This window comes from Huaxiibacter chinensis (assembly GCF_022171985.1).
In the GTDB taxonomy this organism is placed as follows: domain Bacteria; phylum Pseudomonadota; class Gammaproteobacteria; order Enterobacterales; family Enterobacteriaceae; genus Enterobacter; species Enterobacter chinensis_A.
This window is the reverse complement of record NZ_JAJVHF010000001.1, coordinates 931,870-952,996: the sequence shown is the minus strand read 5'-3', so window position 1 is coordinate 952,996 and position 21,127 is coordinate 931,870. Positions and strand designations below refer to the sequence as shown.

The following is a 21,127-nucleotide window of genomic DNA, read 5'->3' as shown; positions in this document are numbered from 1 at the left end:
GATGCATCTTGACGAAAAAAACATATTGAATCATGCGTGTCATACCGCTGCAACGCGGAATGTCAAAGATCGAAAACATCTTGACGATATATTCATCGTATCTATAATGAGTGCTTACTCACTCATATTCAAGTGTCACCCGCGCAAATCACTGGATGGGGCGCGTTGGCGGGTCAGGAAATGAAAAAGCCTCAATTCATCTGCGTGGTGTTTGTCATGATTATTGCTTCAGCGGCGAGTTTACCTTTTGTACTGAATGCCGGATTTGGTCAGCCGCCGCAAGGCGCGCAGCTTACGGAAGTGGAAGCCTCTCCCCATTATCGCGACGGGAAGTTTCATAACACGCTTCCTACGCCAGGCTATAACGGCGATAAGAATATGCTGGTGGCGATGTGGGATTTCTTGACCAAAAAAACCGAGAACGCCCGCCCGGCACAGCCTCTGCCATTGATCCCGACCGATCTGGCCCGTCTGCCGCTGGATGAGGATACCTTAGTCTGGCTGGGGCACTCCTCCTGGTATCTTCAGCTGGCGGGGAAACGCATTTTGATCGACCCGGTGCTGGGCAACTACGCCGCGCCGTTCTCGTTCCTCAATAAAGCCTTCGACGGGGACTACCCGTGGAGTGCAGAAAGCATGCCGGATATCGACCTGCTGATTATCTCCCACGATCATTACGATCATCTGGATTACGCCACCATCAAGGCCTTACTGCCTAAGGTTAAGCGCGTGGTGACGCCGCTGGGTGTCGGTTCGCATCTGCGTTACTGGGGAATGGATGCTGCCATTATTGACGAGCGCGACTGGAATCAGTCGGTGCGTATCAGCGATGGCCTGACGGTACACGTGCTCCCGGCTCGTCACTTCTCGGGGCGCGGGATTAAGCGTGACCAGACTCTGTGGGCCAGCTTTATGTTCGTGACGGCGGATCAAAAAATTTACTACAGCGGCGACTCCGGGTACGGCCCACATTTTAAGGCAATTGGAGAGCAGTTTGGCGATGTGGACCTCGCCATCATGGAAAACGGCCAGTATGACCAGGACTGGAAGTACATTCACATGTTGCCAGAAGAGACAGCGCAGGCGTCGGCGGATCTGAATGCCAGAGCCGTCGTGCCCGGTCATAACGGTCGCTTCGTGCTGGCAAAACACACCTGGAACGACCCGCTTATTCAGCTGGCAAAAGCCAGCAAAGCGCAAAATTATCGCCTGTTGACGCCTGAACTGGGCGAACCGGTGCACGTTAACGACGTATCACAACAGTTTCGTGATTGGTGGAAATAATGATGAATCGAGAATCAGAGGGGGAGAGCACCATGACCATTTCCGCTCAGGTCATCGACACCATTGTCGAGTGGATCGATGACAACCTGCATCAGCCATTACGCATTGATGAGATTGCCCGGCACGCCGGTTACTCAAAGTGGCATCTGCAACGGCTCTTTATGCAGTACAAAGGCGAAAGTCTGGGGCGTTATATACGTGAACGCAAGCTTCTGCTGGCGGCGCGCGATCTGCGTGAATCGGACGCGCGCGTATACGACATTTGCCTGCGCTATGGCTTTGATTCCCAGCAGACCTTTACGCGTATCTTCACACGGACCTTCCATCAGCCGCCCGGCGCCTATCGTAAAGAGAACCACAGCCAGACACATTAATGGCACGCAAAGCAGTATCTTAAGGTCGGGAAGGGCGTCATCGCTCCCCGACTTTTTTTATGGACGCCTTCAGGGTCGGTATACCGAACTTTATGTGTATTGCAAATCATTACCATTTGCATTAGCGTTGGTCGCAAATTTCGTCGGGGAATATGCGGTAATGAAAAAAGCATGGAGTGGTTTGCTGTTAGGGATAAGCGCGCTTCCGGCGCTGGCAGCAACCTGCGAGCAGCCCTCCTTTCAGGGGGAACAGCAGGGCAAATTCGATGCCAGCGGGGAGGTCTGTTTCGTGCTCCCTGCGATGGGGCAAAATTATGTTTCTGCCACCTTGAAGGGCGTAAAGGATGCCCGCCTGCTGGATGTGCAAAATCGTCGCATACGCACCCTGATTGAGAACGGCCCTGCGGACGGCGAACACTCGCTGTTGTTTGCCCTGCCGGTGAAGCAACACTCCTCGCTGGTACTGCACGGTGAAGCGGGTACACCGTGGCAATTTCAGTGGCGCATGAAAGAAACCTCACCTTTACCCCGCACGCAGACGCTGGCGCCTGAAAGCCCCACGCTGCAGGCGCTGGCTAAAAAGGTCGCCGCCGGCGAAGGGACTGAGGCGTTCTGGCAGATGCAGATTCAACAGGGAACGCCGATGGTGGAGCCTGTCGATGCCGACCATAAGCGCGTCACCTTTTTATGGCGCGGGGCGCGTGACAACGTCTATCTGTTTGGTTCACCCAATGGCGATCACCAGCCGTTGTTTCGCCTGGGCAAGAGCGATGTCTGGTTTCGCAGCTACGTTGTCCCTGCCGATACGCTGATGCAGTACAAACTTGCCCCGGACGTGCCGCGTGTAGAAGGCAGCCCGCTCGATCAGCGTCGCGCCATTCTGGTGAGCGCGCAGGCCGATCCGCTCAATCCCCATACGTTTGGCGATCGAAAAGCCGATCGCTGGAGCCGTTTTTCGCTGCTCGATCTTAGCCCGGCACGCTATTGCTCCGTGCAGGCCACCGCGCAGCCGCTGGCACACGGCACGTTATCCCGGCAGAGGCTGACCAGTAAAATCCTTGGCAACACCCGTGACGTCCTGATCTATAAACCGCGCGGTGTACAGCCAGCGCGCTGGACGTTACTGCTCTTTGACGGGCAGGTTTATCAGGACCAGTACCATTTTGCCAACGTGCTGGATGGGCTGGTTTCACGGCATCATCTTCCGCCGGTCAACCTGGTGTTTATCGACAGCCTCGATCATCCTCGTCGCGCTAAAGAGCTGCCGCCGAATCCACACTTTGCCGACTTTATGGCGCACGAACTGGTGCCGTGGCTGCGCGGGCAGGGGGTTGCCCTGCAGCGGCAAAAGACGGTGCTGGCGGGGTCCAGCTACGGTGGAATCGCCTCGTCATGGGTGGCGCTACGCTACCCGCGTCTGTTTGGAAACGTGCTCAGTCTTTCAGGATCTTACTGGTGGGCGCCCAAAGGCGAGCCGTCTGGCTGGTTAACGCGTCAGTATCAGCAATCCCCGCTTTATCCGGTGCGTTTCTGGCTGCAGGCCGGAACCTTTGAAACGTCCGGTCCGGGTGGCGGGAACTATCCCACCACAAAGGCGTTCGAGCAGGTCTTGCGGGAGAAAGGCTATCGCGTCAGCTTCCACTCCTCTTCCAGCGGGCATGACTATGCAGCCTGGTGCGAAGCGCTGATCCATGGCATGCGCGACTTCGCCGGGCTAAGAGGCCAGTGAGAACCAACGGCGCCAGATGAAACGCAAAACAAAGAATTCAATGGCGCCGAGCATAACAAACCACAAACAGAACAGGATGGTATAAAGCTGGTTAAGGTCCATCAGGTGAAAGGTCGTCACCAGCTTTTGTGCCACCACCAGGCCAAGGGAAGGCGCCGGGAGCAACAGACAGGAGATCAGGGCCATCAGCAGGATACCGCCCGCCGTTAACAGCGACTCTAACGGGTGTTTCATATTAATGTTAATCGTCAGTTAAAAAAGTTATTGTCCGGCATATCGAAACGTAAAGCAATATCCGGAAAATAAACCCTCATTTCCCTCCACCCTGCACAAAAAACATTATTTCTGGCTAAATAAACTCAAAAATCCCCGCATAATTAAATGAGTCTTTCGTTGTGTCAATTATTGTCATTATCCGGCAAATAATTTTACAAACGTGTAGGTGCTCAATCCAATTAACGTTGCAATAACAATGGCAACAACTATGTATAAAACCAGGCGTGGCGCGCGATAAATACCAAACATGCTATTCCCTCGTTTAGTTTTCGTTTAGAAACATTTTGTAAGAATCAACGTATCAAGCAGGTTGTGGCAAATTATGAAAATAACCTGGTAAATATAGTGCGGCAGATTATTTCTTCCCGCAAGCCCAAAAATGAAAATATTAGAGCCAGAAAGGAATTCAGGCTGCCGTCCACCGGATATTGAAGGAAATAAATAAATGACTAAAAAAATAACGTCGCAGAATACGTTCTGGCAGCAGACACCCGAGCAGGTGCTGGCGGCAATGCAAAGCCAGTCGCAGGGCCTGGACCGCACCGAAGCGCAGGCTCGGTTGCAAGAGCATGGTCCGAATGCGTTGCCAGAAAAAAAAGGGAAACCGGCCTGGCTGCGTTTTCTTGCCCATTTTAATGATGTATTGATTTATGTTCTTCTTGCTGCTGCTGTATTAACAGCAGTAATGGGACATTGGGTCGACACGCTGGTCATTCTCGGCGTGGCGGTTATCAATGCATTAATCGGCCATATTCAGGAAAGCAATGCCGAAAAATCACTGAAAAGCATCCGTAATATGCTTTCCAGCGATGCCGTTGTCATTCGAAATGGCACGCATGAAACGTTGCCTACTACGGAAATCGTACCGGGCGATATTATTATTCTGCGTGCGGGCGATCGTATTCCTGCCGATATGCGACTCATTGAAGCGCATAATTTACGCGTGGAAGAAGCCATTCTGACCGGCGAATCGACGGTGGTGGATAAACATATTCTTCCCTTAACGGGGGAATTATCGCTGGGCGATCGGACAAATATGGTATTTTCCGGCACCACGGTAAGTGCGGGCGGCGGTATCGGGGTCGTCATCGCGACCGGCGAGAAAACCGAACTGGGCCACATTAATCAGATGATGGCAGGGATCGAAAAGCATCGTACGCCGTTGCTGGTGCAGATGGACAAGCTGGGTAAAGCGATCTTCGCCATTATTCTGGCGATGATGGCGGCGCTGTTTGTCTTCAGCCTGGTCTTCCGTGAAATCCCCATGGGCGAGCTACTGCTCTCTCTGATTAGCCTGGCCGTTGCCTCGGTACCGGAAGGTCTGCCAGCCATTATCTCTATCATCCTGTCGCTGGGCGTTCAGGCGATGGCGCAGAAAAAAGCCATTATCCGCAAGCTGCCGACGGTCGAAACCCTGGGCGCCATGACCGTGGTCTGCTCGGACAAAACCGGCACCCTGACCATGAATGAGATGACCGCAAAAGCGATCATTACCGCCGATTGCTGCTACCGCGTAGAAGGGAATAGCTACGAGCCGGTGGGCGATATCTATCTGGAAGGCAGTAACGAGCCGGTGCAAATTCAGCCAGGCACCGTGCTTGAGCAGTATCTGCGCACCATCGACCTGTGTAATGACAGCCAGATGGTCCAGGATGAGCGCGGCCTGTGGGGGATCACCGGTGGGCCAACCGAAGGCGCGCTGAAGGTGCTGGCGGCGAAAGCGCATCTGGCACCGGTCGACACCACGCTTTTAAATAAGATCCCGTTTGACTCGCAGTACAAATACATGAGTACGCACTACCGCATTGGTGGCGAGGAGCAGATTCTGATTACCGGCGCGCCGGACGTTCTTTTCGCCCTCTGCGAGCAGCAGCAGACCCGCAATGGTACGCAACCCTTCGACCGCACCTTGTGGGAAACGGAAATGGAGCGCTATGCGCGTCAGGGCTTGCGCATGGTCGCTGCGGCGTTCAAACCGGCGAATGGCGAGAAGACCCTTACCCACGATGACCTGAGCCAGGGGCTGATCTTCCTCGGTATTGCCGGGATGATGGATCCGCCGCGTCCGGAAGCCATCGACGCCATCCATGCCTGTCAGCAGGCGGGGATCCGCGTGAAGATGATCACCGGTGACCACCCGCAAACCGCCATGAGCATCGGCCAGATGCTGGGCATTACCAACAGCGAGCAGGCGGTCACCGGCTACGATCTGGAAAAGATGGATGACGCACAGCTTGCAGAAGCCGCGGTGAAATATGACATTTTTGCCCGCACCAGCCCGGAGCATAAGCTGCGCCTGGTCAAAGCCCTGCAGAACAAAGGTGAGATTGTCGGGATGACCGGCGATGGCGTGAACGACGCGCCCGCGCTGCGTCAGGCTGACGTCGGCATCGCAATGGGTATTAAAGGTACCGAGGTGACCAAAGAGGCGGCGGATATGGTCCTGACGGACGACAACTTTGCCACCATCGCCGGTGCAGTGAAAGAGGGGCGTCGCGTTTACGATAACCTCAAGAAGACCATCCTGTTTATCATGCCAACCAACCTGGCACAGGGGCTGTTGATTGTTATCGCGCTGTTGGCGGGGAACATTATTCCGCTGACGCCGGTGCTGATTTTGTGGATGAACATGGCGACGTCCGCCACGCTCTCCTTCGGCCTGGCCTTTGAAGCGGCCGAGCGCAACATCATGAAGCGTCCGCCACGTCAGACCGGGCAGCACGTGATGGACGCCTACGCCGTGTGGCGCGTCGCGTTCGTCGGCACCATGATTGCGATTGCCGCTTTCGCGCTGGAAGCCTGGCTCGCACCGCGCGGCCACAGTGCCGAATTTATTCGCACCGTGCTTCTGCAGATGCTGGTCTGTGCACAGTGGGTCTACATGATTAACTGCCGCAACAGCAACGGGTTCTCACTGAACCGCGGACTGCTGGCGAACAAAGGTATCTGGCTGGTCACGGGCGTGCTGTTCCTGCTCCAGGCCGCCATTATCTACCTGCCATTTATGCAGATGCTGTTTGGCACCGAAGCCCTGCCGCTGCGCTACTGGTTCGTTACGCTGGCCGTTGCGGGTGTGATGTTCTTCATCGTCGAAATCGAGAAGCGCCTGACCCGCAGGTTCCGTCACGCTGCATAACTTTTTGCCCTCACCCTAACCCCTTTACAGGGATAACTCTCCGCCCTCTCTCTTTGGGAGAGGGCCAGGGTGAGCGGCAAACTCAGAGGGACTCCCCATGAAATTCCCACTTCTGTTCCTGCTCCTGGCTTCTACGTTGCAACCTGTCTTCGCCGCAGCCATCCCTGTCCGTGTGGCGACCGTCGAGCAAACCGCTCACGCCGCTGAACGCCAGATTCCGGGGCGCATCGAAGCTATCCATATCGTTGCACTGCGGGCCCGTACCGAAGGCGTGATTACCCGTGTTCATTTTCGCGACGGTCAATACGTAAAAAAAGGTGACGTACTGTTTGAACTGGACGATGCCGAACCGCGCGCGGCCTTAAGGCTGGCGCAGGCCGAGGTCAAGAGCGCTCAGGCCACCTTGCGTCAGGCGCAGCAGCAGCTTTCGCGGTTCGAAAGCCTGGGCAGCAGCAACGCCATCAGCCGCCACGATGTGGATAACGCACGCATGCAGCGGGATGTCGCCAGCGCCGCGCTGGAGCAGGCAAAAGCCCGCCTCGAAACGCGTAACGTGACGCTGGCCTACACCCGAATCACGTCGCCGATTGACGGGCGCGTGGGGCACAGTCAGTACCACGCTGGCAGTCTGGTTAACCCCTCAAGCGGCGTGCTGGTGGAGGTGGTACAGCTTGATCCTGTCCGCATCGCTTTTGCGCTGGAAGAGAGCGCGTTTGCCGCGAAAGCCGGACAACATGCGGATATCCACGCCATGAAGCAGGCCTGGCAGGCGCTGATCGACAACAACGGCCAGCGTATCAGCGGTGAACTGACGTCGGTGGATAATCGTATTGATCCGCGCACCGCCAGCGTCATGCTGCGTGCAGAATTTGCGAATCCAGGGCATCAGTTGCTGCCCGGCGGGAACGTGAATGTCTATCTGCGTCCGGCAAGCGCCCAGCCGATGCTGACGCTCCCTGCAGCGGCGGTCCAGCAAAATAGCGACGGCTTCTTTGCCTGGGTCATTAACGCCGAAGGCAAAGCGGAAAAACGTCCGCTAACGATTGCCGGGCAGATGGGGCAGCAGTTCCAGATTGCCGCCGGTGTGACATCCGGTGAGCGAGCGATCACTGACGGCGCACAGCGCATTCAGCCGGGTGCTGACGTCCAGATACTGAATTAAGGAGCCACCATGCTGACGTTTTTCATCAAACGCCCGCGGTTCGCCATGGTGATCGCGCTGGTGATTGCATTGCTTGGCGCGATTGCGCTGAGAATCATTCCCGTAGAGCAGTATCCGCAGATCACGCCACCGGTCGTGAATGTCTCCGCCAGCTGGCCCGGCGCCAGCTCGGCAGACGTAGCGGAAGCGATTGCCACCCCGCTGGAAACCCAGCTCAACGGCGTGGATCACATGCTGTATATGGAGTCCACCAGCTCGGATGAAGGCACCTACAGCCTGAATATCACCTTTGCGGCAGGCACCGATGCGGATCTGGCGGCCATCGACGTGCAAAACCGCGTGGCGCAGGTGGTGGCACAACTGCCTGCCGAAGCGCAGCAAAACGGCGTACAGGTGCGTAAGCGCGCCACCAACCTGATGATGGGGGTAAGTCTTTACTCACCACAGGGGACGCTCGCGCCCTTGTTTGTCAGTAACTACGCCAGCACGCAGGTGCTGGAGGCGTTAGCGCGCCTGCCGGGCGTGGGACAGGTGCAGATGTTTGGCGCCCGTGACTACAGCATGCGCATCTGGCTGCGTCCGGATCGGATGAACGCGCTTAACGTGACCACTGAGGATATCTCGCAGGCGTTGCGCGAGCAGAATGTGCAGGGCGCAGCGGGCCAGGTGGGCACGCCGCCGGTATTTAACGGCCAGCAGCAGACGCTGACCATTAACGGGCTGGGGCGGCTTAACCAGGCCAGAGACTTCGGCAATATCATTATTCGTGCCGGGGAAATGGGACAACTGGTGCGCCTGAGTGATGTCGCCAACATTGTGCTTGGCTCGCGCAGTTACAGTTCAGGTGCGCAGTTGAACGGGCTGGATTCGGCGTATCTGGGCGTCTATCCCACGCCGTCGGCCAACGCACTGCGCGTTGCCGACGCGGTGCGGGGCGAACTTGAACGACTCTCGACCCGGTTTCCGGACGATCTCAGCTATGAAGTGAAGTTTGATACCACCGAGTTCGTTGCCGCCACCATTAAGGAGATTGGTCTCTCGCTGGCGCTCACCTTGCTGGCCGTGGTGGTGGTCGTTTCGCTGTTTTTGCAAAGCTGGCGCGCCACGCTGATTGTCGCCCTGGCGATCCCCGTGTCATTGATCGGTACGTTTGCGGTGCTTTATACGCTGGGTTACTCCGCCAATACCCTCAGCCTGTTTGCCATCATTCTGGCGTTAACCATGGTGGTGGATGACGCGATTGTGGTGGTGGAGAATGTCGAAACGTTGATGGCGGAAGGACAGAGCCGCACTGCGGCAACCGCGCTGGCGTTACGCCAGATTGCCGGGCCGGTGATCGCCACCACGCTGGTGCTGCTGGCGGTGTTTGTGCCGGTGGCATTGATCCCGGGCATTGTCGGAGAGCTGTACCGCCAGTTTGCGGTAACGCTATCGACCGCCGTGACGCTCTCAAGCCTTGTCGCGCTCACCCTGACGCCGGCTTTGTGCGCCATGCTGCTGCGTCCACGGACAACGCGCCCGGCGGCAATCTTCCGGGGTTTTAACCGGGGACTTGAGGCCACGCGCGCTCTTTATACGCGTGTCGTCAATCTATTTAACCTGCGTCCGTGGCTGGCACTGCTGGCGACGGCGGGTGCCGCAGCCGTGGTGGCGTTCAGCTTCATGTCGATGCCAAAAGGCTTTTTGCCGCAGGAAGACCAGGGCTATTTCTTTGCCAGCGTCCAGCTGCCGGAGGCGGCGTCGCTGGAGCGCACCGAAGCGGTGATGGAGACCGCCCGTGCCGTGATTGCCAGCCATCCAGCGGTTGCAGATGTGATTCAGGTGTCCGGATTTAATCTCCTCAACGGCACCAGCGCGTCAAACGGCGGCTTTATCTCCGTCATGCTGAAAGACTGGAGCGAGCGTCAGCCTCTGGACGAGGTGATGGGCACGCTGCAACGCCAGCTTCTGGCGCTGCCGGAAGCCACCATTATGACTTTTGCCCCACCGACGCTGCCGGGTCTGGGCAATGCCTCCGGCTTCGATTTGCGTATTCAGGCGCAGGCGGGGCAACGTCCGGCGGAGCTTGAGCAGGTCACGCGGCAGATCCTCGCCAAAGCCAATCAGGATCCACGACTGAACCGGGTCTTCACCACCTGGAGCAGCAACGTGCCGCAGCTGACGCTGACGGTCGATCGGGAGAGTGCCGCCAGGCTCGGCGTGCCGGTCTCGCGGATCTTCGCCAGCCTGCAAACGGCCTTTGGCGGCACGCGCGCCGGGGATTTCAGCGTCAATAACCGCGTTTATCACGTCGTGATGCAAAATGAGATGCAGTGGCGCGAGCGCGCGGAGCAGATCGGCGAGCTGTTCGTGCGCAGCAATAGCGGTGAGCGGGTGCGCCTGAGCAACCTCGTGACCATCACGCCAACCGTGGGCGCGCCATTCCTGCAACAGTACAACCAGTTCCCCTCGGTATCCGTGAGCGGATCGGCAGCGGACGGGGTCAGCAGCAGCACGGCCATGGCCGTGATGGGCCAGCTTTTGGCCGATGAACTGCCTGCGGGTTACGACTATGCCTGGAGTGGAATGTCCTATCAGGAGCAACAGACCGGGAATCAGGCTGTCTGGATTGTTCTGGCGGCCGTGGTTATGGCCTGGCTGTTTCTTGTGGCCCAGTACGAAAGCTGGACATTGCCTGCCAGCGTAATGCTGTCGGTGTTATTCGCCATTGGTGGGGCGCTGGTCTGGCTCTGGATTGCCGGTTACGCCAACGATGTCTATGTGCAGATAGGACTGGTCCTGCTGATCGCGCTGGCGGCGAAGAATGCCATATTGATTGTCGAGTTTGCCCGCGCGCGGCGCATGGAGGGGATGGCGATTATTGACGCCGCCCGGGAAGGCGCGTCGCGCCGCTTTCGCGCGGTGATGATGACGGCGGTCTCGTTTATCATCGGCGTGCTGCCCATGATGCTGGCGACCGGCGCGGGTGCCCAAAGCCGCCGCATCATTGGCACCACGGTGTTCAGCGGCATGCTGGTCGCCACCGTGGTGGGCATCGTCTTCATTCCGGCGCTGTATGTCTTGTTCCAGCGCCTGCGCGAGTGGGGACATAAGCTTACGGATTAGTCGCCCAAAGCTCACAGTGTTTTTGCACCAGCGAAATCAGCGAGCCGCCGTCGGCTATGAAGTCCCGCATCCGCTGTGCCTCGCTTTTGCCCTGTTTCAGCATCAGGGCAATTTCCTGAATCGCGCTCGCACCGCCCAGCTTTTCCGCTGACGGTGCGACGCGCTCCAGCAGCCCTTTAAGATCTTCAGCAATGGTTTTCTGCTCGCCGGTATGGACGTCGGTCAGGATGCCTTCCAGCCCGTAGCGACACGCCTGAAAACGGTTAAATTTATACAGCAGATAATCCAGCTCCTGGTGTTTGTAAGGGCGTTCGGTCAGCAGCCAGTGGGCGGTGGCCTGAATCAGTCCGGCAATGTTGATCGCGTGGGCGAGCGTCAGAGGGGTATCCATGACCCGCACTTCAACGGTACCAAAATGCGGGCTGGGGCGAATATCCCAGTGCACATCTTTGATACTGTCGATCATGCTGGTGTAGCTCAGGCGACGAAACAGCCCTTCAAACTCCTGCCAGCTGTTCACCCACGGCATTTTGCCGTTGTCAGGGAAGCCGGAGAAAATGTTCAGGCGTGACGAGGAAAACCTGGTGTCGCTGCCCTGCATATAGGGCGATGAGGCCGACAGGGCGATAAAATGCGGCACAAAGCGCGATAAACCATGCAGCAGGTAGATTGCGTCGTCACCGTTTCGACAGCCTACGTGAACGTGTTGACCAAAAACCGTCGCCTGCAAAATCAGATAACCAAAGCGTTCCAGCGTGACGTTATAGCGCTCGTCGTCACACACTTCCTGGCGCTGCCATTTCTGAAACGGATGCGTTCCTCCCCCGGCAATCTGAACATGATGCTCGCCAGCGGCCCGCAGGATCGCCTGCTGCATAGCTGAAAACTGCGCCGCAGCCTGGCTGATGTCTTTACAGACGCCCGTGGCGATTTCGAGCATGCTTTCGGTGATGTCGTGTTTCACTTCTCCGGCTTTGATGTCGTCTTTTACCGCGGCGATAAGCGCCGACGAATCCTGACTGAGATCGAAGCCGGGCGGATTCACCACCTGCAATTCCAGTTCAATTCCCAGGGTGTAAGGCTCAGAAGAGTGAAAGTCGGGTAGGGCCATGGCGTGCTCCATCGTGGGGGATAAGGTGAGTATAGAAGGGATTTACTGGACGCCTGGCGTAAAGCGACAGCCGGTTACGCGGTCATGGCATGTGCCGCCGCGTTTTCCACCAGAAAAGCAGGGCGACCAGGCTGACCAGGGCACCGAAGAGACATACGCCCTGCCAGCCGAAGCGCACGTAAACCGCGGTGGTGCTGATAGCGCCTGCGCCGCTCCCGACGGCATAAAAGAGCATGTAGAGACCAACCAGGCGGCTGTGTGCTTCCGGGCGGGTGCGAAAAATCAGGCTTTGATTGGTAACATGAAGCGCCTGTCCGCCAAGGTCGAGCAACACAATGCCGATGAGCAACGCCCATAATGAGGTCATCATTTGCGACAGGGGCCACCACGCCAGTATTAATAACCCAAGGGCGAGCGCGCTGGTGGTTTGGGCTCGACCCTGGTCTGCCCACCTTCCCGCCCGCGCGGCGGCTAAGGCACCGATGGCCCCAACCAGACCAAAACTGCCGATTACCGTATGCGAGAAGCTAAACGGCGGCGCGCTCAAGGGCAGCACCAGGGCGCTCCAGAAAATATTGAACGCGGCGAACATTAATAACGCCAGCACTCCTCTGATCTGTAATACCTTTTCTTCACGCAGTAGCGTGAACATGGAGATCAGCAGATCTTTGTAAGTCAGTACCTCTGATGCCCTGGGCAACGCGGGGAGGCCTCGCCAGAGCGGGATCGCCAGGAGAAGCATTAAAAAGGCCGAGCTAAAATAGACCCCGCGCCAGCCCGCAAGATCGCTGATCCCGCCGGCAAACACCCTTGCCAGTAGCAGGCCTATGAACACACCGCCCTGTGCCGCGCCCACCACATGGCCCTGTTCGTGGGGCGCAGATGCACTGGCCGCGTAGGCGATAAGCCCCTGAGTCATGGCGGTGCCGAGCATGCCGATCGCAACCATGCCTGCCAGCAGCGCAGGGGCAGACGTTGCCATTCCGACTGCCATCAGGGCGCTTATCAACAACAGGAGCTGAATAGCCATCAAGCGGCGGCGATCCACCCGATCGCCCAGTGGTACCAAAAAAAGCAGCGCTATCGCGCAGCCTGTTTGCGTGGCGGCAATAACGCCCCCAACGGCCGCATGGCTCAGCGCAAAATCCCGCGCCAGCGCGTCTAGCAAGGGTTGAGCAAAATAGACGTTAGCCACGCTTAAGCCGCTGGCGAGGGCAAACAACCACACCAGGCTGCGTGACACTGTGCTGGGGCAGGGCGGAGAGGCGCGTTGAGATGACGGTGAAGCAAGCAGTGCTTTCATGCGTAACGATTCCTGCAATGTGGTTTCAAATCAAAACTAGTTGAATGCTAGGTCATGTGGTTTTAAAATGCAACCATGCATCGCAGTCGATTTTCCTGTTCGGAGGCACCATGAAGCCACACAAATCCATGAGTAACGCATACTGTCCTGTCGCACGATCCGTGGATCTGATTGGCGATCGCTGGTCACTGCTCATCGTGCGTGACGCATTTGACGGGATGCGCCGTTTTGGTGATTTTCAGCGCAGTCTGGGCATGGCAAAAAATATACTTTCCGACAGGCTACATAAGCTGGTTGAGGCGGGCATACTTGACCGTCAGGATGCCTCGGACGGCACGGCCTATCAGGAATATGTGCTGACGCCCCAGGGTGAACGTCTGTTTCCCCTCGTCGTCGCCCTGCGTCAGTGGGGGGAAGCGCACCTGTTTGCGCCCGGCGAACCGCATTCGGTATTAATTGATAAGCAAACGGGGAAACCGGTGCCGCCACTGGTTTTGACCGCGAAGGATGGTTCATCCTTGTTAGCGTCTGATACCGAGGTGAGAAAAGTTACTGAATAAGAATGACGTTTTTACAACAGGTCAAACCCATCACGCCTGTCTGAACAATGACGTTCGTCCTGCCAGCCGCATTTCGCCCTTCACCGCGCAAGGCGGTCAGAGTGAGCGAAGCGTGGAAAATATCTTGTACCTCTGCGGGTCATGACATCCGGGTTGAATATTTAAAAAAATATCCGTGTTTTTCACGCTTTCGCCGCTTCGTTTAATTGCGCATGTTATTAGCCATTCAGCCATCCGGGTGTTTAAGTGGTTATAATAAAAAATAAAAACTTTGCTTAATAAATTTTTCTATGTCTTAATAGCGTCATCGGTTTGGAATACAGACCTTATTAAAGCAGTTTAGTAAAGCAGTCCTCAGTTCAGGTGTTATCAATAGATACTCTTCTTCATGAGCCTCCTCCTAAGTGCCAAATAAGTCACTCTCTAAAAACAGGCCATCCTCGCCGCGCTTAGTGGCCCAAAAAAATTAAGGAAGTATCTATGTCTAATAAAATGACTGGTTTAGTAAAATGGTTTAACGCTGATAAAGGTTTTGGTTTTATCACTCCTGACGACGGCAGCAAAGATGTATTCGTACATTTCTCTGCAATTCAGAGCGACAGCTTCAAATCCCTTGATGAAGGTCAGAAAGTTTCCTTCACCATTGAAAATGGCGCTAAAGGCCCAGCAGCGGGCAACGTTTCTCCGCTGTAAGTCGCGCTGATTATCAGTGGCCCTTACGATAGCGATGAAGACGATAGTCTGAGCAGTTAAGCTAAGCTGATAACAAAAAAACCCGCCTTGTGCGGGTTTTTTTATGGCTACGGCGCAGTGATTTTAGCGGCGTGAGGCGTCCACTCTGCCTCCCTTTTCATCAACCACCTTTTCACCGTCTTCTTTGGTAAACGCCTTTTTCTGTGCATCAGGAAGAATATCCAGTACGACTTCGGAAGGGCGACATAACCGGGTACCGAGCGGCGTAACCACAATAGGCCGGTTAATTAATACGGGATATTGCACCATAAAGTCGATTAACCGATCGTCCGTAAAACGATTTTCTGCGAGGCCCAGCTCGTCATAAGGGACGACATTTTTACGCAACAGCGCCCGTACGTCGATACCCATATCCTGAATGAGTTTCACCAGCTCCTCACGTGACGGTGGCGTCTCGAGATAATAAATAATCGCCGGTTCTGTCCCGCTATTACGGATCATTTCAAGCGTGTTCCGTGACGTTCCGCAGGCAGGGTTGTGATAAATAGTGATGTTGCTCATATCAATATCTCATGACAAAGTGAAAGAAAGGCGAAGCGCCAGCGCGGCCAGCGTGACAAACAGCACCGGGATTGTCATCACAATGCCCACGCGGAAATAATAACCCCAGCTGATGTGAATATTTTTTTGCGACAGCACGTGCAGCCAAAGCAACGTCGCCAGACTGCCGATAGGGGTAATTTTCGGTCCCAAATCGCTGCCGATCACGTTGGCATAAATCATCGCTTCTTTAATCACGCCGGTCGCAGTGCTGCCATCAATCGACAGAGCGCCAACCAGCACGGTAGGCATATTGTTCATGACGGAAGAGAGAAACGCCGTCAGGAAGCCTGTTCCGAGAGTCGCCGTCCATAAACCCTTTTCTGCCAGCTGGTTTAAAACGGACGAGAGGAAGTGGGTCAAACCGGCATTGCGTAAACCGTAGACCACCAGATACATGCCCAGCGAGAAGATGACGATTTGCCAGGGCGCACCCTGCAGCACTTTGCGCGTGTTGATGGCATGGCCTTTGCGGGCGACGGCAAACAGAATCAGTGCTCCAACGGCAGCAACCAGACTGACCGGAACCCCCAGCGGCTCAAGGGCAAAGAAGCCTACCAGCAATAACACCAGCACCAGCCAGCCGGTTTTGAAGGTTGCGGCATCTCGAATGGCTTCCTGAGGATCTTTTAACAGCGAAACATCGTACACAGCGGGGATGTCTTTGCGGAAAAACAGGTGCAGCATCGCAAGCGTTGTGGCAATGGCGGCAAGGTTAACCGGCACCATCACGGCGGCGTATTCTGCAAAGCCAAGCCTGAAGAAGTCCGCCGAGACGATATTGACCAGATTGGACACAATAAGAGGTAAACTGGCCGTATCGGCGATAAATCCTGCCGCCATCACAAACGCAAGCGTGGAACCCCGGCTGAACCCCAGCGCCAGCAGCATCGCGATAACGATCGGGGTCAGAATCAGGGCGGCACCATCGTTGGCAAAGAGCGCGGCAACCATCGCACCCAGCAGGACAATCCAGGTAAAGAGCAGCCGTCCCCGGCCATTTCCCCAGCGGGCGACGTGCAGCGCCGCCCATTCGAAGAAGCCCGATTCATCGAGTAACAGGCTGATGATGATCACCGCGATAAAGGTCGCCGTCGCATTCCAGACAATCTGCCACACCACCGGAATATCCGCCGGGTGAACGACGCCTGTCAGCAAAGCCAGCCCCGCGCCCAGCGTGGCGCTCCAGCCAATCCCCAGTCCCCGGGGCTGCCAGATAACCAGAATGATGGTGAATAAAAAGATAACCCCAGCCAGTAACATTAAACCGTTCCTTCACATTTGATTAATCGTATATGTTAACGTCTTCAGCACGCGCTGCAGGAGGCGTTAGCCAGCGTCGTGCGTATTTTTTCACGTTCGCAGTTCCAGGCGGTGTCAATAATCTGTGCGGCCCAGGCAGGCATATGAGGAGAGAGTCGGTAATAGACCCATTTCCCTTCGCGACGATCGATAACCAGCGAAGCCTCACGTAACAGCGCCATATGGCGTGAGATTTTTGGCTGAGACTCTGCCGTGACAGCACAGATATCGCAGACGCACATCTCACCGGACTCCCTGAGCAGCATGACGATAGTCGAACGTGTTTCATCGGCGAGGAGTTTAAAAAGAGAAACAGGCTGTCGCATGGTTTACCTCGGAGATGTATGAGAACGTATATGGTATTCCATATGCGATGAACAGGAAAGCGTGGGATTTATGGTACAGGTGCAGGGGCCTCGGGATCTGGCCTGCCAGACCCCGGGCAGGTAAATGCTATAGTTTTAGTCTCTTTGGCTCACCACTGGCGATATCACCGCGCCAGCACAGGGAATTTAATTTGTCTCAGCACCCACCGCAGGCTAACCGTCGAAGGGCATTTATTGCAGACACCACCGCCCTGATCCTCTTTTTCACGACCACGGGCATCATTAACGAACGCGTGATAGCAGGTATGTCATGGGAACAAGTGATCCATGCACGTCTGTTGGGCGCGGTTCTGATGGTGCCGGTGGCGCGACCTTACGGCGTATGGCGGGATTGGGTGATGAAGCATGCGGGGCAGAGTCGGATTTCTCAGCTGCTGTGGGACAGTGGTGCCCTGGTCACTTTTCAGGTGCCCCTTTACGCCATGATTATCGCGTTCAGCGGGGCGACGGGAGGCGGGTTAATACGTGGCACGCTGGGGGCCGCCGTCATGATGCTCTGTCTGGGGCGCCCCTATGGTGCGTTTCTGACGTGGGTGCGTAAGGTGTTTGGATTACCCCCGGGTGGCGAGAAACCCATGTCACTTAACAGCTAAATCACAGTATCGGCAAAGGGCGCACGCCGTTGCAGGCGTGATTAACGCTCACCCGACGGGGGGGTGCGATCCCGAAGGTGGCTTTCCTGCGATAAACGCCAGAAATCGTGACCTGCCGGATACTGATACACGCGCAGCGAGAATTGTCCGGCGACAGCGGTGATGTATTCAAAGATAGCCGACTGCGTATCCTCATATTCCATCCACAGCGTCGAGGAGGTAAAGCAATAGACTTCCAGCGGGATACCCGAGGGCGTGGGTTTTAACGTTCTCACCACAATATACATATCTTTTATAATATCGGGCCGGTCGGCGAGCCAGGCCATCAGGAAATGACGAAAGAGCGTTAAATTCGTCAGGCCGTTATCCATAAACCAGCTGTCCGGCACACCCGTTGGGTCGCGGCCGTCGATCAGTTTTGCCAGCGGTTCGTTTGTCCCACGCAGCGCCAGCATAGGGGCCAGCGTCTCCTGAGTCAGGAATTTAACCGAGTGCTGATCGATCGTGGTGCTGCGCATAATCCGCCGTGCGCCTGACGAAAACATGGCCTGCCAGTTGGTATAGGTTTCGGTCAGGAAGTTCTTGGTCGGAATACGTGAGATCGTATTATCCCAGTTTCGAATAGTAATCGTATGCAACGCGATATCGGTGACTTCGCCGCTCAGATTCTTATCAGGCATTTCTATCCAGTCCCCCAGTTGCAGGACGTCATTAGAGGAGAGCTGGACGTTGGCGACGAGCGAAAGCAGGGTATGCTGAAACACCAGCATCAGCACCGCCGCGACGGCCCCGAGACTGGAAATAATAATTGCGGGGGATTTATTCGACATCACGGCGAGGATCATGATCGCGGCGATAACGTGAATAAATATTTTCCCTATCTGAATATAGCCTTTGATAGAGTGATTTTTACGCTTTGTCTTGCGTAAATAAGAGCTGTTCACGATATCGAGCAATTCATTAAAGAAAACAGAGAGGAAAATAAAGAATAAAATCCCGCAAATGGTATTAATAGCCGTCACCAGCGATGCCGGCATATTCGGCATAAACTGCAGGACATAATAAACAATGATGACCGGGATAAAATTAGACAGCTTTTCAGCGATACGGCGATCTTTTTCCAGCGGTACGTCCTGTTTATGGCTGGAAAAGAAGACCTTACGCACTACCTTGATGAGCAGGAATTTGCACATAAGGTGCGCGAAGAAGCCTGAAATGACTAACAGAATTAGATTAAAACCAATGGCCAGAGCCGGATTGCTTTCTATAAATGTTAATAAATAATCCAAATACGCCATCGCTCATCGCCTGAATAACTATGCCCTTTTGTATTGAACGTAATCTTAACGTTAATACAAAAATTTAACTCATTCCCATCATGGCATATCAGGAACAGATAAGTCCATGCTTTGAGCCTGCGAGGCAGGAGCCTGTGTTGTTATGCACCCTGCCAGACGCAGATATTACAGTTAATGCGTCCACCCCCGCTGAACAACACCATGACAGACACTTTATCTCTGTTATCATGAGGATAATGACTTTTGCCTTGAGGGTATCTTAATGTCTCACATGTCCCTGCATATCCTGAATGCTCAGAAGAAACTCTCCGCCCACTGTGACTGGCTGCAAACCAGCCTGACTGACACGTACGAACAGGTTCAAAAGCTGATGCCGATTCCTTCTCTGGATGTGGTGGTTAAAGCCGGGAAATTTGTTATCCCTGAAAAAGGGCATCTCGGGTTTTGTCCAGAGGCGGGCATTGTCTATTTAACCGTAGATCCTGAAAGTCCGGCATTCTGCAAAAATGAAGCGCACTCTTTTGAACGACTGTTTGCTCATGAACTCCACCATGCTGCGCGGTGGGCCGGGCCGGGATACGGCTCAACGTTGGGGGAGGTGATCGTCTCTGAAGGACTCGCGGGCCATTTTTCGCTTGAACTTTTTGGCGGTGAACCTGAACCCTGGGAAAGCCTCAACGCGGAGATGATTCAGCCCTACCGTCAACTGCTCGTTGAAAACTGGTCTCGCAGTGATTACGACCATAATGCCTGGTTTTTCGGCACCGGGGATTTACCCAGGTGGCTGGGATATACCGCAGGATTCAACCTGATTTCCCGATATCTTGCAGCATTCCCGCATCTGAAGGCTTCACTGCTGGCGAACATCAATGCTGACGAGTTAATGGCGTATAGTTGAAATGTTAAGGCACGCTACTCCTGACCCCATTGCGCTGATGAAGGTCAATCGAAGCAGCCCTGACTGGCACCCCTATCCGCTGTGTCCCGTTTTTTCCCACACACGTGTAGAGATAAAGCGAGTCGATGCGATATTCTCAGGGTTGCCTTTTACCGGGGAAAATTTGGGATGATTATGCTTTTTCGAATGAGTGTTTTATTGACGGCCATACTGACTTTAACAGGCTGCGTTGTGGCGGATATGGATTCTACCAACTACACCTCTGTTCCCTGGATACAACTCTTTCAAAAAGTGGATTCAACAGGGCAAACAAACTTTCGTGAACGAAAGGAAGCACTCTACAGCTGCGGTGTCGATCGACGCGATAACCTCGACGACAAAAATTGGGGTTTAAATGTTGTACATAAAAATGAAACTGTTGAAGACATGGTAAAAAGAAGAGCCACCGTGACTTCCTGCATGAAGAGTAAAGGCTATCAGGTGTATGGTTTCGATGATTGTGGACCGTTAAAAGCACCCACTGGGTTATGTCCTAATTAAAAGCGGCTTACTCCGCGCGTGCAACTGCACGGTCCGCTTCTTATCTGAAGCGGACTTCAGGCAATTTCAGGGAGTTATGTGCTGGTGAAGCCCTCAAGTATGTTAATTATTAAATCGAGTGGGAAGATAATTTCATTGGTTTGTTTGAGTTCTTCTAAGGACCACCAGTAGTGATCGCGAATGACACCTTTTTCGTTGTCACTCCAGCCTGAGCGGTCAATATCTGAATCATCTGTATTGATGATAAAGAAACGTTCTTCAGCAAGAACGTTCTCACCATCTGGCAGCATCATAGTGAAGGTTCTGGACGCTATTTGTGGACCCGCAGATGCTCTTGCCAGTCCCGTTTCTTCAAATAATTCACGTAACGCGGCCTGCTCAAAAGACTCGTTTTGCTCAAGTCCTCCCCCTGGCGTAGCCCAATATGTTTTTCCCTCCAGAGCATCCTCTGTATGGCAAAACCTGAAGAGCAGCACATGACGTTCAGGTGAAAGGACTATCAATCGAGAGGCTGGTCGAGTACGCATATATTCACTTTTTAATAAAATTTAAACCCTCATATGGGATTTCCATATAAACATAACGTGCAGTCTGCAAACGCACAACGAGAATGTATTTTCTTGCCACGTCAACAGTGTATATCGTCCGCATCTCGCTCAAAGCGCACTTTATGCTCACTTAGCTTGTTCGCCTGGTGCCAGGAGGAGACGTTGAATACACCGTAGAATCGTGTCTGGCTTTAAAAATTAATAAAGTCGCCAGCTGACGACTTGTGTG

The 21,127-nt window shown here is 54.7% G+C and carries 19 protein-coding genes; 11 read left to right on the top strand and 8 right to left on the bottom strand.

Annotation, left to right across the window (positions count from 1 at the left end):
- Positions 1-180 precede the first annotated feature (180 nt).
- From LZP96_RS04590 to LZP96_RS04580, 3 genes are all read left to right on the top strand, one after another.
- The gene (locus LZP96_RS04590) at positions 181-1,284 is read left to right on the top strand and encodes an MBL fold metallo-hydrolase (protein ID WP_064325161.1); all 1,104 of its coding nucleotides are present in this window, start codon (positions 181-183) and stop codon (positions 1,282-1,284) included.
- Between the two features lie 32 nt (positions 1,285-1,316).
- On the top strand, positions 1,317-1,658 hold the full coding sequence (locus LZP96_RS04585; protein WP_064328078.1) for a RamA family antibiotic efflux transcriptional regulator: 342 nt from the start codon (positions 1,317-1,319) through the stop codon (positions 1,656-1,658).
- Positions 1,659-1,818: 160 nt separating this feature from the next.
- A complete protein-coding gene (locus LZP96_RS04580; protein WP_064325162.1) occupies positions 1,819-3,387 on the top strand; it encodes an alpha/beta hydrolase-fold protein in 1,569 nt (522 codons plus the stop codon).
- Here the strand turns inward: LZP96_RS04580 and LZP96_RS04575 are convergent.
- The gene (locus LZP96_RS04575; protein WP_064325163.1) at positions 3,373-3,621 is read right to left on the bottom strand and encodes a DUF1158 domain-containing protein; all 249 of its coding nucleotides are present in this window, start codon (positions 3,619-3,621) and stop codon (positions 3,373-3,375) included. The two genes, LZP96_RS04580 and LZP96_RS04575, sit on opposite strands and share 15 nt — an antisense overlap.
- 487 nt (positions 3,622-4,108) lie before the next feature.
- Here LZP96_RS04575 and LZP96_RS04570 point away from each other — a divergent pair, with 487 nt between their 5' ends.
- The 3 genes from LZP96_RS04570 to LZP96_RS04560 all read left to right on the top strand — a co-directional run bounded on the left by LZP96_RS04570 (position 4,109) and on the right by LZP96_RS04560 (position 11,066).
- Positions 4,109-6,799 carry a cation-transporting P-type ATPase gene (locus LZP96_RS04570; RefSeq protein ID WP_064325164.1) on the top strand — a complete coding sequence of 897 codons (2,691 nt, stop codon included), beginning with the start codon at positions 4,109-4,111 and terminating at the stop codon, positions 6,797-6,799.
- Positions 6,800-6,896: 97 nt separating this feature from the next.
- Positions 6,897-7,961 carry an efflux RND transporter periplasmic adaptor subunit gene (locus tag LZP96_RS04565; protein WP_064325165.1) on the top strand — a complete coding sequence of 355 codons (1,065 nt, stop codon included), beginning with the start codon at positions 6,897-6,899 and terminating at the stop codon, positions 7,959-7,961.
- Positions 7,962-7,970: 9 nt separating this feature from the next.
- Complete coding sequence (locus LZP96_RS04560; RefSeq protein ID WP_258925704.1) at positions 7,971-11,066, top strand: efflux RND transporter permease subunit; 3,096 nt, start codon at positions 7,971-7,973, stop codon at positions 11,064-11,066.
- Here the strand turns inward: LZP96_RS04560 and LZP96_RS04555 are convergent.
- Positions 11,056-12,177: a YbdK family carboxylate-amine ligase gene (locus LZP96_RS04555; RefSeq protein ID WP_064325167.1), complete on the bottom strand. Its 1,122-nt coding sequence runs from the start codon at positions 12,175-12,177 to the stop codon at positions 11,056-11,058. The two genes, LZP96_RS04560 and LZP96_RS04555, sit on opposite strands and share 11 nt — an antisense overlap.
- An 82-nt stretch (positions 12,178-12,259) precedes the next feature.
- On the bottom strand, positions 12,260-13,480 hold the full coding sequence (locus LZP96_RS04550; RefSeq protein WP_064325168.1) for an MFS transporter: 1,221 nt from the start codon (positions 13,478-13,480) through the stop codon (positions 12,260-12,262).
- Positions 13,481-13,590: 110 nt separating this feature from the next.
- On the opposite strand from LZP96_RS04550, the gene LZP96_RS04545 reads away from it, so the two are divergent.
- Both LZP96_RS04545 and cspE read left to right on the top strand, forming a co-directional pair.
- The gene (locus LZP96_RS04545) at positions 13,591-14,040 is read left to right on the top strand and encodes a winged helix-turn-helix transcriptional regulator (RefSeq protein ID WP_064325169.1); all 450 of its coding nucleotides are present in this window, start codon (positions 13,591-13,593) and stop codon (positions 14,038-14,040) included.
- Between the two features lie 480 nt (positions 14,041-14,520).
- A complete protein-coding gene (gene cspE / locus LZP96_RS04540) occupies positions 14,521-14,733 on the top strand; it encodes a transcription antiterminator/RNA stability regulator CspE (RefSeq protein WP_014884103.1) in 213 nt (70 codons plus the stop codon).
- A gap of 123 nt (positions 14,734-14,856) precedes the next feature.
- Here the strand turns inward: cspE and arsC are convergent, their stop codons facing one another.
- Genes arsC through LZP96_RS04525 form a run of 3 tightly spaced genes read right to left on the bottom strand, consistent with a single transcriptional unit; the run spans position 14,857 to position 16,961 of the window.
- Positions 14,857-15,294: a glutaredoxin-dependent arsenate reductase gene (arsC, locus tag LZP96_RS04535; protein ID WP_064325170.1), complete on the bottom strand. Its 438-nt coding sequence runs from the start codon at positions 15,292-15,294 to the stop codon at positions 14,857-14,859.
- Between the two features lie 9 nt (positions 15,295-15,303).
- On the bottom strand, positions 15,304-16,596 hold the full coding sequence (locus tag LZP96_RS04530) for an arsenic transporter (RefSeq protein WP_064325171.1): 1,293 nt from the start codon (positions 16,594-16,596) through the stop codon (positions 15,304-15,306).
- Positions 16,597-16,640: 44 nt separating this feature from the next.
- Positions 16,641-16,961: a metalloregulator ArsR/SmtB family transcription factor gene (locus LZP96_RS04525; protein WP_064325172.1), complete on the bottom strand. Its 321-nt coding sequence runs from the start codon at positions 16,959-16,961 to the stop codon at positions 16,641-16,643.
- 191 nt (positions 16,962-17,152) lie between these two features.
- Here LZP96_RS04525 and alaE point away from each other — a divergent pair, with 191 nt between their 5' ends.
- Positions 17,153-17,614, top strand: coding sequence for an L-alanine exporter AlaE (gene alaE, locus LZP96_RS04520; RefSeq protein ID WP_064325173.1), 462 nt, complete (start codon positions 17,153-17,155; stop codon positions 17,612-17,614).
- A gap of 41 nt (positions 17,615-17,655) precedes the next feature.
- On the opposite strand, the gene LZP96_RS04515 is transcribed toward alaE, so the two are convergent.
- Positions 17,656-18,912, bottom strand: a complete 1,257-nt coding sequence (locus LZP96_RS04515; protein ID WP_064325174.1) for a mechanosensitive ion channel family protein — start codon at positions 18,910-18,912, stop codon at positions 17,656-17,658.
- A gap of 262 nt (positions 18,913-19,174) precedes the next feature.
- Here LZP96_RS04515 and LZP96_RS04510 point away from each other — a divergent pair, with 262 nt between their 5' ends.
- Both LZP96_RS04510 and LZP96_RS04505 read left to right on the top strand, forming a co-directional pair.
- The gene (locus tag LZP96_RS04510; RefSeq protein WP_064325175.1) at positions 19,175-19,810 is read left to right on the top strand and encodes a DUF2268 domain-containing putative Zn-dependent protease; all 636 of its coding nucleotides are present in this window, start codon (positions 19,175-19,177) and stop codon (positions 19,808-19,810) included.
- 168 nt (positions 19,811-19,978) lie between these two features.
- Positions 19,979-20,350, top strand: a complete 372-nt coding sequence (locus LZP96_RS04505; protein WP_232462955.1) for a hypothetical protein — start codon at positions 19,979-19,981, stop codon at positions 20,348-20,350.
- Positions 20,351-20,424: 74 nt separating this feature from the next.
- Here LZP96_RS04505 and LZP96_RS04500 read toward each other — a convergent pair whose 3' ends face one another.
- Positions 20,425-20,877, bottom strand: a complete 453-nt coding sequence (locus LZP96_RS04500) for an NUDIX hydrolase (RefSeq protein ID WP_064325176.1) — start codon at positions 20,875-20,877, stop codon at positions 20,425-20,427.
- Positions 20,878-21,127: the final 250 nt, after the last annotated feature.